A 13,019-nucleotide genomic window follows, 5' to 3' on the forward strand; every position below is an offset into this window, starting at 1 on the left:
CCACAACCTGCCGCACCGGCGTTCGTTCGCGGTGTGATAGCGACCGCGTTGAATACGGCGCATCTCGTGGCCGCTTACCGATACGTGCTCTCTTGCCCGGGTAAATCCCAAGGCGGCGAGACGAAAATAAAGGATGGTCGCGCCCGAAACACCGATGCGCACTCCGAAGAGCACATTGGAGCGCATGTCCGACCACGCCATCTGGTGGATGCCCATCGTGGGCCTGTTGCCTGCCAATATCCTGCTCCCGAAAGCGGATTTTGGCTCCCGCATCCTTTTCAGCCTCGTGGTAATCGGCCTCGTCGAGGCCCTGTTGTTCCTTGCAGTAACGCGCGACAAACTCAGGCGTTTGGCCACGGACATCGAAGAACACGGAATCATTGAATGCCTTGTCCGCTTCCCACATGCTGTGCCCGGGTCACTTCGCGACCGGTGGGCACCCGGGTCGGCTCAGCTCAAACCAAACATCATTGTTTTCAGAGAGGGCAACGTCATTGAACCGTTTGGCTTGGACCAAGTCATCGGGACGCCCCGAGTTCTCAAAGTCCAGTCATTCCCCGAGCACCGTGTGCTGCCTCCGCAGAGGCGAAAAGAGCTCCGAAGGAACCGGCGGGTGGTGAGCATCCAGACCAGCGACGGTGAAGTGGAATTGGCAGCGGACCAAATGAGCCTCGAGTCCTTGGAGCGACTTGTCTACGGAAACGAACCGTAGTGACGAGCCATCGCCGAGCAGCCGGTCGATTGGTAGTCAGCCTGCCTATCGCTTCCAGCCTGTCCCACACCTGGGTGCGCAGAAGTTCCAACCAGACGGTCGCGGCGCCGCCTCAACGAGGCTGATATCGCAGATACGCGGTGCCGTTCTCGAAGATTCGGTGCTCGGCGAGGCCCAGATCGAGCTTCACGTCGTCGGGCAGCGAGCGCAGACCGCCGCCCACCATCTTCGGAACCACGAAGAACCGAAAGTCGTCAACCAGGCCCGCACGGATCGCGTCCGCCGCAACTGTGGGCCCGAAGATTTCGACTACCCCCTTCGCCCGCTCCACGACGCGCTGCAGCTCGACCAAGCTCAGGTCCGGCACGATGCGGGCCCGGTCCGAAGTGAGCTGTTGGTGCGTCATTGTCGACGACGCCACGACCTTATCGATGTCCCGCCAGCGCCTGGCGAACTCCCGCTCGGCCACGGGACGGTCCTCGGCGTCCGGGTAGCTGTCCCAATACCCCATCAATGCATAGGTCCTCCGACCGAGCACCTCGGTGGAAACCTCGGCCAGGCGTTCGAGGTGGACAGCAAAAACCGCCTCAGTCGGGGCCGTCCACAGGAAGTCGCCGTCGGCGTCGGCGACGTAGCCGTCGATGGACACGGTAGCGACGTAGGCGAGGGTTCCCATCGCCGTTCCGCCCCTCGTTAGTTCTTCTTCAGTTCCTCAGCGAGCATCACGATGATGCCGCTGGGACCGCGGACATACGTCAGTCTGTAGACGTCCTGATAGGTCGCCACCCCTCGAAGCGGCCTGCAGCCGTGCTTCGCGGCTATCTCAAGGGCCTTGTTTAAATCATCGACTGAGAATGCGACGCGGTGCATGCCAATCTCGTTGGGACGAGTCGGCATCGACTCGATCGCTTTGGGGTGGAGGTATTCAAAGAGCTCAAGGCGACCGTGACCGTCCGGAGTCTGGAGCATCGCGATGTTGGCATGGTTGTCATCAAGTCCGACGGCGGTGTCGGTCCACTCACCACTGACCGTGTCGCGGCCGACAACTGTCAGACCGAGGTCGGTGAAAAAGGCGATCGCTGCTTCGATGTCTCGGACGGCGATACCAACATTCTCAAGTTTGATGGCCATGCGCGACATGCTAGCGAGCCGAGAGATTTGAAAGAAGCCCCCTGCCAGCCCAGCCTTGGCTGGTTCCGCCCGTTACTGGTCGGGACCCCCTCGGAGTTGCGGCACAATGATCGTGTGAACGACCTGCTTGTAGCCCCGGGACCCGGCGCTCCCCGCGGCCTCCGGGTGCCGGCGGGAGAACTGGCCGAGCAGTTCTCGCGAGCCTCCGGGCCTGGCGGCCAGAGCGTCAACACCGCCGATTCACGTGTGCAGCTCAGTCTGGACCTAGGTACGACAACAGCACTGAGCGAGGTCCAACGCGAACGCGCCATCGGCCGACTCGCCGAGAGAATCACGGGCACGGTGCTTACCATCAGCGCCTCCGAGTACCGTTCCCAGCGGCGCAACCGGACTGCTGCGAGACAACGCCTCGCCGCACTTCTGCGAGACGCGGTGGTTCCCCCTGTCGTCCGGCGATCGAGTAGGCCCACGAGTGGCTCGCGGCGTCGTCGGCTCGAGGAAAAACGTAGGCGTTCCGAGACGAAGCGCAACCGCATGCGCCCAGGACACGACTGACCGGCCTGCTTGCCCGCCTAGGCCGGCTCTCGCTCAGACGCTGCACTCAAGCGGCGGCGCATCAGCGCGAGCCCGACGAAACACGCGCTGGTGTCACAATTGGCAACCGGCAGGTTGTCGTCAGACGTCGTGGGGATGATCCTCAAGTATTGCCTCAAGCGGCGGCTTGGCGGCGAGCATCAGCAGACCGGAAACCAGGGTTCCCAACGCTCCCACCCACAGGGCAGCCGCACCGGTTCCCGCCCCTGCTGCCACAACGGTGAACAGAGCGCCGCCAAGGATGGTCCCGGGCTGGCTCATGGCGCCGATGAACGAGGTGCCGGTGGCCCGGCAGCTCACGGGATAGCACTCGGCCATGAAGTACTGGATCGCCGCGTAAGGGCCGACCAGGAAGAACAGTCCTGCACCGTAGGTCAGAATGATCATTCCTGAATTGGCGGCCAAGGGGCTGAGCATGATGCTGAAGCAGATCCCCGAGATGATCCAGCCGACGACGATGGTCGGCTTGCGGCCGATCTTGTCCCCGAGCCAGCCGTGGAAGACGTAGCCGAAGTAGGCCAGCCCGTTGATGACGATCAGCAACCAGAACGCCGTGGTTAGCTCCACGCCCTTGGCGTTCTTCAGAACGGAGGTTCCGAGGATGCTGAAGATCGCGATGCCAAAGAAGTTGATGATCCAGGCCAGCGAGAGAACGATGGTGTTTCGGCGCAGGTGCGGTGCCCAGATGCGCTTCAGGGGTGCCGTGGAGGAGTGCTCCACCCCGTAGGCGTGGGCCAGGGCGTGGGCTTCGTCGCGCTGTCCATGCTTCTCGAGCTGCGTGAGGCGGTTATGCAGTTCGAACTGCGGGGTTTCCCTCAGCTTCTTTGCTATGACCCACATGATGATGGCTGCGGGGACACACGCCATCAGATACAGGGGCCGCCAGCCGAAGGAGGGCAGGAAGATCAGAGCCAGCGTACTGGCCAGCAGGAAACCCAGCGGCCAGCCGCCCTGAATGAAGGAATAGTGGAAGCCCGGGCGCCGGCGCCGCTTCTCGTCCTCGGTAACCTGGTAAACCTCGTTCATGTAGGTCGCGTTGACCGCCTGCTCCGAAAAGCCGAGCCCGCCGAAGGACCGGATGAAGACCAGGAGTGCGTTGCTGATGAAGCCCAGGCCCGCAGGGATCAGCGATGTCAGGCCCGAGACAACGGCGGTACCGCCGATGGTGGTCATCATTCCCCGGCGTCGTCCGAGGCGGTCAATCACGGGGCCGATGCCGAAACACACGATAGCGGTGCCCACGGCAATCCAGGTATTGATGGCGTAGGCTTCGGGAGCGGTCCAGCCGAACTCGTCCTGCATGGCCGGCAGCAGCGTGCCGAAAAGCCCGAAGTCAAAGACGGCGATGGTCCAGGCGAGCAGTGCCAGGACGGTGGACGTATTGGTGGTCTTCTTCGAGAAGGAAGGGAAGCGCCGCTTCTCATCCTGGGTGGGGGTACTTAGGTCAACACTGACCTGACGAGTGCTGCTCACGGGCTTGCTTCCTTTCGCGGCGAGCGCCTGATGAAGGAATCGGCGATCTGTTCGAACGTGAGCCGACCGACGCCGTTGTTGCTGCTAATTTTTCGACGAGCCGTAGGAGTGAGGCGGAATGGGCTGCCTATGGCCGGGGAAGACCGGGACGCTGGTCGGCTTCAGGTGCAGGAAGAAACGTTTCCTGTAAAGGCTTTGTGCCATATGTGACGACGCCGTCCGAACCTCCAACGGTTAGGATCCCTTGAGAAGCGCGCCGATTACGCGCACTAGGAACAAGGATGAGACAGCGCTTTCTAGCAGTTGCTCCCCCGCAGGCGGGGTAGTCAGCGGCTTCCTCGTCCTCCGGGAGGGGATCGGGATGCGATGGTTCCTCCCGTTGCCAGCAGCACGTGCGCTTCGCTGGCGTTCTGAGGGATCATGGGCTGCTCCCAATGCGGCTAAACAGCTGGTACTCGGAACGGCTGCCGCTCCACGTTCTATAACGTTCCCCCAGAGCCTTCCGGCCCTCTTTCTCCTACCCAATCGGGTTAAGGTGGCCATTACTCTACGATGTGGTGGAGGTCACGTCAATATCACGCGTCCGGCTAACTTCACTAGCGGCGGTCCGACCGTGCCCGGAGAATGCATCAGAACATGTAGCAAACCGGCTGCCTGGCGGGTGCAGTAAACCGGCCTGCCGATTTGTCAGTCCCCGCTGCCCCATAACCTGGCGCGTAGCGACCGCTGCTGCGCCCTGGCTTCCAGTGCCTCATCCATGCCCACCCTATGGAAGCGGGTCTCGGTCCCCGGCGCGCTGCGTGCCAGCAGATCCATGTCCGCGCTGATAACCGTGGCCACCATGGCGTAGCCGCCGCCCGAAACCGCGTCCCGGTGCAGCACAATCGGCTCCTTGCCGCCGGGGATCTGGATGGATCCGACGGCGTAGCCGGCGTCCACGATGTTCGACGGGTCCGACCCGGCGCCGAAGGGCTGCCGCCGGGGCTCCCATTCCACCTCCGGCCCGGAATAGCGCAAGCCGGTGCGGTCCGCCACCGGTGTGAGGGTCCAGACGGCGCCAAGCAGCGTTTCCATTCCCTGTGCCGTCAACCGGTAGTCGTACAGCCCGGGCATGACCCGGACGGAGACCTCCTTCTCGAATACCGGGCGGAGCCCGGGATCGATCTCCTGCGGTGGTTCCCACCTAGACGGTGCGGCGCCGTTCCCGACGGGGACCAGGTCACCGGCCCGCAGCGGCCGGCCGCCCAATCCGCCGATTCCACCGAGCCCGTAGGTGGAACGGCTGCCCAGGACCACCGGCACGTCGACCCCTCCACGGACGGAAATATAGAAGCGGGTCCCGCCCTTGAGGATGCCGAAGGAGACCTCGTCGCCGGCTTCCAGTTCCAGCCGCGACCATTGTCCTCTGGCCTCGCCGTTGACTTTGACATCCACCGGCGCACCGGTGACCGCGATGACCGCCGCATCATCCGTACGGAATCTGGGGCCCATATAGGTGCACTCCAGCACAGCTTCAGCAGGGGTATTTCCAGCCAGCGCGTTGGCCATCTCCGCAGACAGCCCGTCCATCGCGCCGCCTTGCGGAATGCCGACGTTGTAGTACCCGAAGCGGCCCTGGTCCTGGACCGTTGTGGCCAGACCAGGTTCAAGGATCTCAAATGCCATTGAGCCGCTCCAATATCTCCCGGTTGTATTCGGCCGGTTGCTCCAACGCCCGCTGCAGATCGAACTGGACCGGCGCTTGCCGGTACTTGAAGGTGCCGGCCTCGACTTCGTCCTGGATCTTCCGGTATTCGGCCTCGTCCACGGGGCGGAACTTGACGATGTCGCCGGGCCGGAAAAAGATCATGAAATCCTTGAAATCCGGCAGCGACTGAGCCGGATCAAATATTGGCGCCGCTGCAATGCCGAACATCTGATAACCGCCGGCGCCGCGGACGGAGTAGATGCAGGCGAAGCACCCGCCATGCCCAACGGTCAAGGCAGGGGTGTCGGTCCGGGGACTGAGGTACTTCGGCACTTCCAACTGCTGGTCCTGCGGAACAATCTGGAACATGAAGGGCAGGCCAGCTACAAAGCCGACCATCGACACCAGCCAGGGCGAGCCGTAGTGCCGCCGGATGAATTCGTCGACCGAGGACAGGCCGTTCTCTTGGGCGGCGAACTCGAGGTCCGTTCCCTCCGGGCGCTGGTGGCTGGACCTGAACCGGGCAGCGGTCTCGTGGGTGTAGGGATCGTTGTACCAGACGGGGACTTCGACCAAGCGGGTGTCCAGCGTGGGATGAGTGGTCCGGGCGACCGTCTCCTCGATCCGCCGTACCCTCTCCTCCAGCTCAGCGGGAGGCAGGGCATCCGGATCGAACCGGATCAGCAGCGAGGCATTTGCTGGGCAGATATCGGTGATGCCGCCAACCTTGTCCGCGCCGAGCAGGGACGCCATGGCGTTGGACCGGAAGTTCGCGGCAAGGCTCATGGCCTCGTCGATTTCCACGAAGAGGTACTCGTCCCCACCCCAGGTATACCGGGCGGCAGCCCCAGCGGCTGGGGCGGTCATGCCGCACCTCCCAGCAGTTCCGGCGTCGTCTCCAAGAATTTCGAATGATGCTCCACGTCCCGCAGTTCCGGCCGCTGGATCAAGGTCTGGAGCAGGGGCAGGGTGGTCTTGACTCCTTCCACATCCACCTCACCCAGCGCCCGCACGGACCGCGCGATGACTTCGTCCCGGCTGGCGTCCCAGACAATGAGCTTGGCCAGCAGTGAGTCGTAGAACGGGGCAACGACCGAGCCTGCCACGAACCCGGAGTCGATCCGCACCCCCGGCCCGCCCGGCCAGTCCAGGCGATCCAGGGTGCCGGGGCTGGGCATAAAGTTGTTCGACGGATCCTCCGCGTTGAGCCGGAATTCGAAGGCGTGGCCCCGGAACTGGACTTGATCCTGGGACAGAGGCAGCTTTCCCTCGCCGGCGACGAGTAATTGTTCGCGCACCAGGTCCAGGCCGGTGATCATCTCGGTCACCGGATGCTCCACCTGAAGGCGGGTGTTCATTTCGATGAATGCCGCCTCATGCGATTCCGGATCGTAGAGGAACTCGACCGTCCCGAGGCCCCGGTAGTGGCATTCGCGGGCCAGCTCCACCGATGATTGCTGGATCCTTTCCCGGACCGCGTCGGGCAGGGCCGGGGCAGGTGCCTCCTCGAGGATTTTCTGCTGGCGCCGCTGCATCGAACAGTCCCGGTCCCCCAGGTGGATGGCGTCCTGGCCGTCCCCGAGAACCTGCACCTCTACATGCCTGGCCCGGCCCAGGAACCGCTCAAGGTAAACATCGGCGCTGCCGAAGGCCGCCCTGGCTTCCGCCTGGGCCACCTCAACCGTTGCGATCAGCTCCTGCTCGGATGCGACCAAACGGATGCCACGGCCGCCGCCGCCGGCCGATGCCTTGACCAGCAGGGGATACCCGATCTCCCGGCCTTCGGCGATGAGGTCCTCGCCATGTCCGACGGCGCCCTCGCTGCCCTGCAGGATTGGTACACCCGCCCGCCGGGCTGCGTCCCGCGCCCGCGCCTTGTCCCCCATCAGCTCGATGGCATCGGGCGAAGGACCGATCCAGGTCAAACCGGCCTCGATGGCGGCGGCCGCGAAAGCCGCATTTTCGGACAGAAACCCGTAGCCCGGGTGGACGGCGTCGCACCCGCTCTCCAAAGCGGCGGAAAGCACCGCGGACTGGTCCAAATAGCTCTTGGTGGCCGGGGCCGGGCCGACAATCCTGTACTCGTCGGCCAGTTGCGCCGCGTGGGACTTCTCATCTGGTTCGCTCGCCGCCACGACGGTTCGGATGCCGAGCTCCCGGGCGGAGCGGATGACCCGGACCGCTATCTCGCCCCGGTTGGCAATGAACAGCCGTTCCATCGTCACCCCTCGCTGACTGTCGCTATGGCTTCCCCGGGATTCACCGTGCCACCGTCCTCAATATGGAAATGACCAATCGTGCCGGCGGCATCACTGCGGACCTCTGTGAACTGCTTCATGACTTCAACCATGCCGACGGTTTGGCCGACCTCGACATGGTCGCCTTCGTTGACGTAGGGCTCCTTGTCCGGTCCGGGCTTGCGGTAGAAAATGCCGGGCAGCGGCGAGAGGATGTCAGCCACGGGGAACCCCTTTCAGGAGGTGGTGGGATCGGCAGTGGAGGTGTGTGCCGACAGCGCTTCGCGCACCGCCGCCGCTACCTCGACGGCGTTCGGAGCATCCGAGTGCACACAGACACTTTCAAAACTGATGTTAAGCAGCGTTCCATCCACCGCTTCAACCACCCCCTCGTTCAGAACCCGGCGCACGCGGTTCCCTGCCGCCTCCGGATTGGTGGGTTCGGGCCGGCGCTGGATCAGCAGTTCACCCCCGGGGCCATAGTTCAAGTCAACGTACAGTTCCCCGACGAAGGGAACATCGAACTGGTCGCATACCTTTTGGTGCTCAGTTCCCGCCAGGCCGTAGAAAGGAACGCTGTACAGGGCTGCTACTCTCGCCGCGGCCTCCATGAGCCCGGCGTCGCGGGCAAGCATGCCGTAAAGCGAGCCATGCGGCTTGATGTGATTCAACTCCAGGCCGGACCGCTTCAAAAACGCCGTCAGCGCCCCGACCTGATACAGGAGCAGTGTCTCCACCTCCGCGCCGGTCAGCCTCATCTCACGACGGCCGAATCCCACCAGGTCTGGCAGTCCGGGATGGGCCCCGATCTTCACGCTGTGTTGGCCGGCAGCCTCCACGCTCGCGGCCATTGTGTCCGGATCCCCTGAATGGAAACCGCAGGCAACGTTGGCCACGTCGATGATGTCCATGAGTTGAGCGTCATTGCCAAAGGAATGCAGGCCAAGGGATTCGCCCAAGTCCGAGTTAAGTGTCAAACGTCGACCCGCTGTCACAGATTGCGGCATGGCACCCACCCTATGGGCCTCCTTGTCCGGCTTGGAAGTAGGCAGTCGCCCAACATCGGGCCTGCCCAACTGGGCAACGCGCACATAAGCTTGAGGCAGGTGCAACCAAAGGAATCCTCGTGATCGTGGCTGACTTACTCGCGGACACTGCCCTCCAGTTGCGCCTCCATACGCCGTCCTCCCCTGATCGGCTTGATCGCAGAATCAGCTGGTGCGCACCGACGGAGATCATGGATCCCACGCCGCTCCTCACCCCGCACGTCCTCCTGCTCACCAACGGCATCGGCATGAACACCGAGGACGCCCGGACCTGGTCCGCCTACGTCGAGCGGCTTGCCGGCGTTCCCGTTGCGGCTATTGCCTTCGGAACGGGAACCGCCCATCACTTCCTACCGCCAGGCTTGGTCGAGGCGGCCACCTGCTTCGACGTTCCCCTCTTGGAAATACCCCACTTTGTCTCCTTCCTGCAGGTCCATCGCCACATCACGAATGTGCTGCAGGCCGAACACTTCACCGTACGGACCCGGTCATGGGAACTCGCGGAAGCCTGCTCCCGGCATGCAGCCACAGCATCTCCTGTGCGCAGGATGCTCGGCGAGGTTGAAAAGGCAGTCGGGGGTTCGGTGGCGATAATCGACGGCGGCGGTTCCGTCATCGCCCAATCGCCCGGCACTTCCCCTTGGACCGACGAGGACCTGCGCCGGGCTGCAGCCAACGGTGACGATGACCGAAGTGTCCCGCTCCCGATGGGTGGCGGTGACTCGTTCCAGCTTGTCGTTCGCGGAAGCACCCGGGACGAATCCCTGGCTGCCCTGCTGGCGCCGGCGGCCTCCATCATGGCGGTGCAGCTCAGAAGTGCCCTAAGAACGGCGTCCCACCGGCAACCCCAGCTTCAATCGCTGCTCGCCCAAGCCGGCGACTGGCAGGAGATAGCGGGGCAGGAATTCGCGCGCACCTTCCGCTCGACCGGCCTGGACGACAAACGCCCGACGCTCGCGGTAGTGGCAGCGCTGGCTGAAGATGGCCTGGCGAATGTCTGGAAGATACGCCTGATGCTTCAGGAGGCATTCCAGGTGCTTCGGATCGTTGTCTTGGACGGCACTGTCGTCGCGTTGGCCCAGCGGCCAACCCCGGACCTGCTTCAGGCCGCCAGGGGCGAGAGCCTGGCGTCGTCCCTGAGGGAGAACTTCCGATCACTGGCCCGGAATCAGGCAGTGGTACTCAAGGGTCCTTGCGAGAGCCTGGACGAGTTGCGCCTGGGTATTTGCGCTGCGACTGAGCTGGTACACCACGTAACGGAACCGGTGACGGCTCCCGAACTCAGTATCGATGCCCTGTTGGCCGCCGCTGCCGGCCACGGAGCACTCGCCGGCGCCCGCAAGCTCCTCTCGCCTATCGTGGCCCACGACCACAAACATTCAGGACACCTCTTGGACACGCTCAAAACGTATCTGGACAGCGACTGCCAGCCATCACGGGCGTGCGAGAAACTCTTCATCCATCGAAACACCCTCGCGCAGCGGCTTCGGAAGCTTGAGTCCCTGCTCCGGCTGCGTCTGGACACGCTCGAAGGACAGATGACCTGCCTCATGGCGGTACGCCTAACCGAAGGCCAGAGCGCCCGCTCCAAGTAGGAGGCCCATGTCCGGCGTTCAGCCGCTGGCGAGCAACAGAACGTTAGCCTCGGGACATCGCTGGAAACCTTCGCCTGCGCTCTGATCCGCCCGGTGGCAGGACCAAGTACCGCGGACGCTATGCGTAGCGCCCTCTTGGCAGCATGGTCAGGAGGCTGTATCTTGCTGGGACCTGCGGCCATAGGTCGCAACACCCAAACCACGGCCGGTACGGCAACACCGTTTAGATAGGCGTAGACATGAGCTCCTTAACACTCGTTCGCCAGGGCGTTCTGGCCGACGCCCTCGTCCCGAGCACTGCCCTGGCCAACACCGCCCTGGTGGTCGGTGGCGCCGGCCTGACCGCTGTGATGGCGCAGCTGGCCGTGCCGCTGTGGCCGGTCCCGATCACCGGCCAAACCCTGGCCGTGCTGCTGGTCGGCAGCACCCTCGGCCCGGTCCGCGGCATGCTGGCGATGGCGCTGTACTGGGTGGCCGGTGTCGCTGGCATGCCGGTGTTCTCCGAGGCCTCCTCCGGCGTGGCCGCTGCCGTCGGCCCGACCGGCGGTTACCTGGTGGGCTTCGTGGCCGCCGCAGGCCTGACCGGCTGGCTGGCCAAGCGCAACTGGGACAAGAAGTTCCTGGGCGCCACGGTCTCCTTCCTTGCCGGCACCGTGATCACCTTCGTCTTCGGCATGGCCTGGCTGGCCATCTCGCTGGGCGCCGATCTGCAGCAGACCCTCGAGTGGGGCCTGTACCCGTTCATCATCGGCGGCATCGTGAAGTCCCTGATCGCGGCCGCGGCCATGCCAGCCGCCTGGAAGCTGGCCGCCCGGCTGCCCAAGGACTCTTCCCGCGCCTAGCGGTCAGCGGCGGGCTCCACGCCCGCCGAACATCTTCCCAGCACGGCGCCGGTGCCCGCCCTCCAGTGGATCCCTCGGTCAGCGGCTCGCTTCTCTGCCACCTAGCCCGTGATACCGAGTCCTTACTAGTCAGGGACGGACGACCCCGGGGCCCCGGCCGGACTCGTCGTCGTCGCCTTCGAGGAGCAGTCCGCGCTGGTCGAGCACGTACAACAAAATGAAGGCCGGCACGATCATCAGCATGGCGAGACCGGCCGCGACCAGCCGGCCGTGATCGTGCCCGACGGCGCAGCGGCGGGCGAGACCGTGAGCGTTTCGGGCAGCAGGTAGTTCAACTGTGCGACACCCCAGGCCATCACGAGGGCGCCGGCCGCGGCGATCGCAGCCAACCGCGCTCCGCGGCGGGGTCGGCCGCCGAGCAGGAAAAGCGCGCCGACCCCGGCAACCGCCGAGATGATCACCAGCGGCAGGGCGCGCGGGGTGAGTCCTCCTAAGACCTAGCTGGCTTCGCTGCGTACGACGAAGAGACCGACCAGCGCGACGGCTCCAGCACTCCGGCATGGAGGCCGCGATCGGATTCATTTGCCGTTAGAGGGTCGATCACTCGAGGAGATGCCATGTCAGCAACGAGGATGGCCGGACTACCGAAGTGCGGCTTTGCCGGCGTCTGCGTTGCGGTCACCAGGACATGGACCCGCAAAGCCTTTCACAAGATCGAATAGAAGCGTTAGGGTGTCATCTTGTTCGCCAGTTCGTGCTTCTCCGGGGTTGCCTCCGGCGGCAGGTGTGGCCTGACATTGTTGTCGAACCAGGCGTCGTGCTGCGAGGCAGCCTCCCAAATTTCCACAACAATCATTCCGTCTTCGCTCTCATAGGCGTAATGGGCTTGGAATCCGGGGGTGCCCATGAGTTTGTCCCCAAGAGCTCCTGCGATGTCTTCGTACTGTTGGCGGGTCAGACCGGGCACAGTTTGGACCAGAACAGTCATGGCGGACTCCTTGATAAGCGACTGCCGGCCGGGCGGACGGATTCCACGGACAAGGCCGGCACAGCCGAAGCCTACGCCGCTAGCGGCGGCTGCGACAGGGCTGAGTGGTGCCCCGCGGGCTGCGCCGGCACCCTCATGCACAGGGGAAACCACCCGTCTGATGGCTCTTTGGTGCTCGTCCAGCCCGGCCGTTTCAGGGAGCGCAGTACGTGACGCATGATGTCCGCAGTTGCACGGGGCGCTCAATGCAACTGCAAGCGTTGCCTAGTGCAAATTGACTTCACGGTCTAGGGTGAGCGGGTGAGGACCTTCGGAAGGGACCTGAATGTTTACCCTACGTATCGAACATCCGGTTAGAAACTTCCGAATGTGGAGACAGGCGTTCGACAGGGATGTGCTGGGCCGATGGGCTTCGGGTGTCAGATCCTACAAGATATCCCGCCCCCTGCATGAGACCAACCACGTGCTCCTGGATCTCGATTTCGATACCCAGGAGGCCGCCGCGGAATTCCTGTCCCGGCTAAGAACAGACCTTTGGGAGGGCAGCCCCATATCCCAAGCTGTGACTGGGGAGCCCAAAACCCAAATGATCGAGACCGTTGCCAACGAGACTTCCGCTGCCCCCTAATCCCGAAAGCGGAACGGACGCTGCTCAACGACCGCCGCGAAACGGGGAGTAGGCACTCCCTCTCGATAATCGCACCGGGAATGTGC

At 63.9% G+C, this 13,019-nt stretch carries 15 protein-coding genes; 5 read left to right on the plus strand and 10 right to left on the minus strand.

The features are described 5' to 3' along the window. The first annotated feature begins 184 nt into the window (after positions 1-184). Positions 185-712: a hypothetical protein gene (locus AC5RWX_RS04215; RefSeq protein ID WP_493941578.1), complete on the plus strand. Its 528-nt coding sequence runs from the start codon at positions 185-187 to the stop codon at positions 710-712. A 112-nt stretch (positions 713-824) separates the two neighbouring features. Here the strand turns inward: AC5RWX_RS04215 and AC5RWX_RS04220 are convergent, their stop codons facing one another. Then, the gene (locus AC5RWX_RS04220; RefSeq protein ID WP_493943522.1) at positions 825-1,388 is read right to left on the minus strand and encodes a dihydrofolate reductase family protein; all 564 of its coding nucleotides are present in this window, start codon (positions 1,386-1,388) and stop codon (positions 825-827) included. A gap of 17 nt (positions 1,389-1,405) precedes the next feature. After that, entirely contained in the window at positions 1,406-1,843 is a 438-nt protein-coding gene (locus AC5RWX_RS04225; protein WP_493943523.1) for a VOC family protein, read from the minus strand. 114 nt (positions 1,844-1,957) lie between these two features. On the opposite strand from AC5RWX_RS04225, the gene arfB reads away from it, so the two are divergent. Continuing rightward, positions 1,958-2,398 (plus strand): alternative ribosome rescue aminoacyl-tRNA hydrolase ArfB, encoded by a 441-nt coding sequence (arfB, locus tag AC5RWX_RS04230; protein WP_493941581.1) that lies wholly within the window; start codon positions 1,958-1,960, stop codon positions 2,396-2,398. Between the two features lie 120 nt (positions 2,399-2,518). On the opposite strand, the gene AC5RWX_RS04235 is transcribed toward arfB, so the two are convergent. The 6 genes from AC5RWX_RS04235 to pxpA all read right to left on the minus strand — a co-directional run bounded on the left by AC5RWX_RS04235 (position 2,519) and on the right by pxpA (position 8,811). Continuing rightward, the gene (locus tag AC5RWX_RS04235) at positions 2,519-3,910 is read right to left on the minus strand and encodes an MFS transporter (RefSeq protein WP_493943524.1); all 1,392 of its coding nucleotides are present in this window, start codon (positions 3,908-3,910) and stop codon (positions 2,519-2,521) included. 687 nt (positions 3,911-4,597) lie between these two features. After that, positions 4,598-5,575: a 5-oxoprolinase subunit C family protein gene (locus AC5RWX_RS04240; RefSeq protein WP_493943525.1), complete on the minus strand. Its 978-nt coding sequence runs from the start codon at positions 5,573-5,575 to the stop codon at positions 4,598-4,600. Then, the gene (locus tag AC5RWX_RS04245; RefSeq protein WP_493941876.1) at positions 5,565-6,464 is read right to left on the minus strand and encodes a 5-oxoprolinase subunit B family protein; all 900 of its coding nucleotides are present in this window, start codon (positions 6,462-6,464) and stop codon (positions 5,565-5,567) included. The genes AC5RWX_RS04240 and AC5RWX_RS04245 overlap by 11 nt, the downstream gene beginning before the upstream one ends. Next, positions 6,461-7,816, minus strand: coding sequence for an acetyl-CoA carboxylase biotin carboxylase subunit (locus AC5RWX_RS04250; RefSeq protein WP_493941886.1), 1,356 nt, complete (start codon positions 7,814-7,816; stop codon positions 6,461-6,463). The genes AC5RWX_RS04245 and AC5RWX_RS04250 overlap by 4 nt, the downstream gene beginning before the upstream one ends. Positions 7,817-7,818: 2 nt before the next feature. After that, positions 7,819-8,058, minus strand: a complete 240-nt coding sequence (locus tag AC5RWX_RS04255) for an acetyl-CoA carboxylase (protein WP_493941877.1) — start codon at positions 8,056-8,058, stop codon at positions 7,819-7,821. Between the two features lie 12 nt (positions 8,059-8,070). After that, positions 8,071-8,811, minus strand: coding sequence for a 5-oxoprolinase subunit PxpA (pxpA, locus tag AC5RWX_RS04260; RefSeq protein ID WP_494097022.1), 741 nt, complete (start codon positions 8,809-8,811; stop codon positions 8,071-8,073). 155 nt (positions 8,812-8,966) lie between these two features. Between pxpA and AC5RWX_RS04265 the strand changes: the two genes are divergently transcribed. Together AC5RWX_RS04265 and AC5RWX_RS04270 are read left to right on the plus strand one after the other, a co-directional pair. Beyond that, positions 8,967-10,475: a PucR family transcriptional regulator gene (locus AC5RWX_RS04265; RefSeq protein WP_493941879.1), complete on the plus strand. Its 1,509-nt coding sequence runs from the start codon at positions 8,967-8,969 to the stop codon at positions 10,473-10,475. Positions 10,476-10,714: 239 nt separating this feature from the next. Beyond that, a complete protein-coding gene (locus AC5RWX_RS04270; RefSeq protein WP_493941880.1) occupies positions 10,715-11,317 on the plus strand; it encodes a biotin transporter BioY in 603 nt (200 codons plus the stop codon). A 236-nt stretch (positions 11,318-11,553) separates the two neighbouring features. On the opposite strand, the gene AC5RWX_RS04275 is transcribed toward AC5RWX_RS04270, so the two are convergent. After that, the gene (locus tag AC5RWX_RS04275) at positions 11,554-11,778 is read right to left on the minus strand and encodes a hypothetical protein (RefSeq protein WP_494097023.1); all 225 of its coding nucleotides are present in this window, start codon (positions 11,776-11,778) and stop codon (positions 11,554-11,556) included. A gap of 266 nt (positions 11,779-12,044) precedes the next feature. Further along, a complete protein-coding gene (locus AC5RWX_RS04280) occupies positions 12,045-12,305 on the minus strand; it encodes a hypothetical protein (protein ID WP_493941882.1) in 261 nt (86 codons plus the stop codon). Between the two features lie 367 nt (positions 12,306-12,672). Between AC5RWX_RS04280 and AC5RWX_RS04285 the strand changes: the two genes are divergently transcribed. Continuing rightward, positions 12,673-12,933, plus strand: a complete 261-nt coding sequence (locus tag AC5RWX_RS04285; RefSeq protein ID WP_494097024.1) for a hypothetical protein — start codon at positions 12,673-12,675, stop codon at positions 12,931-12,933. Positions 12,934-13,019: the final 86 nt, after the last annotated feature.

Source organism: Arthrobacter sp. SPT-J7 (genome assembly GCF_059089965.1).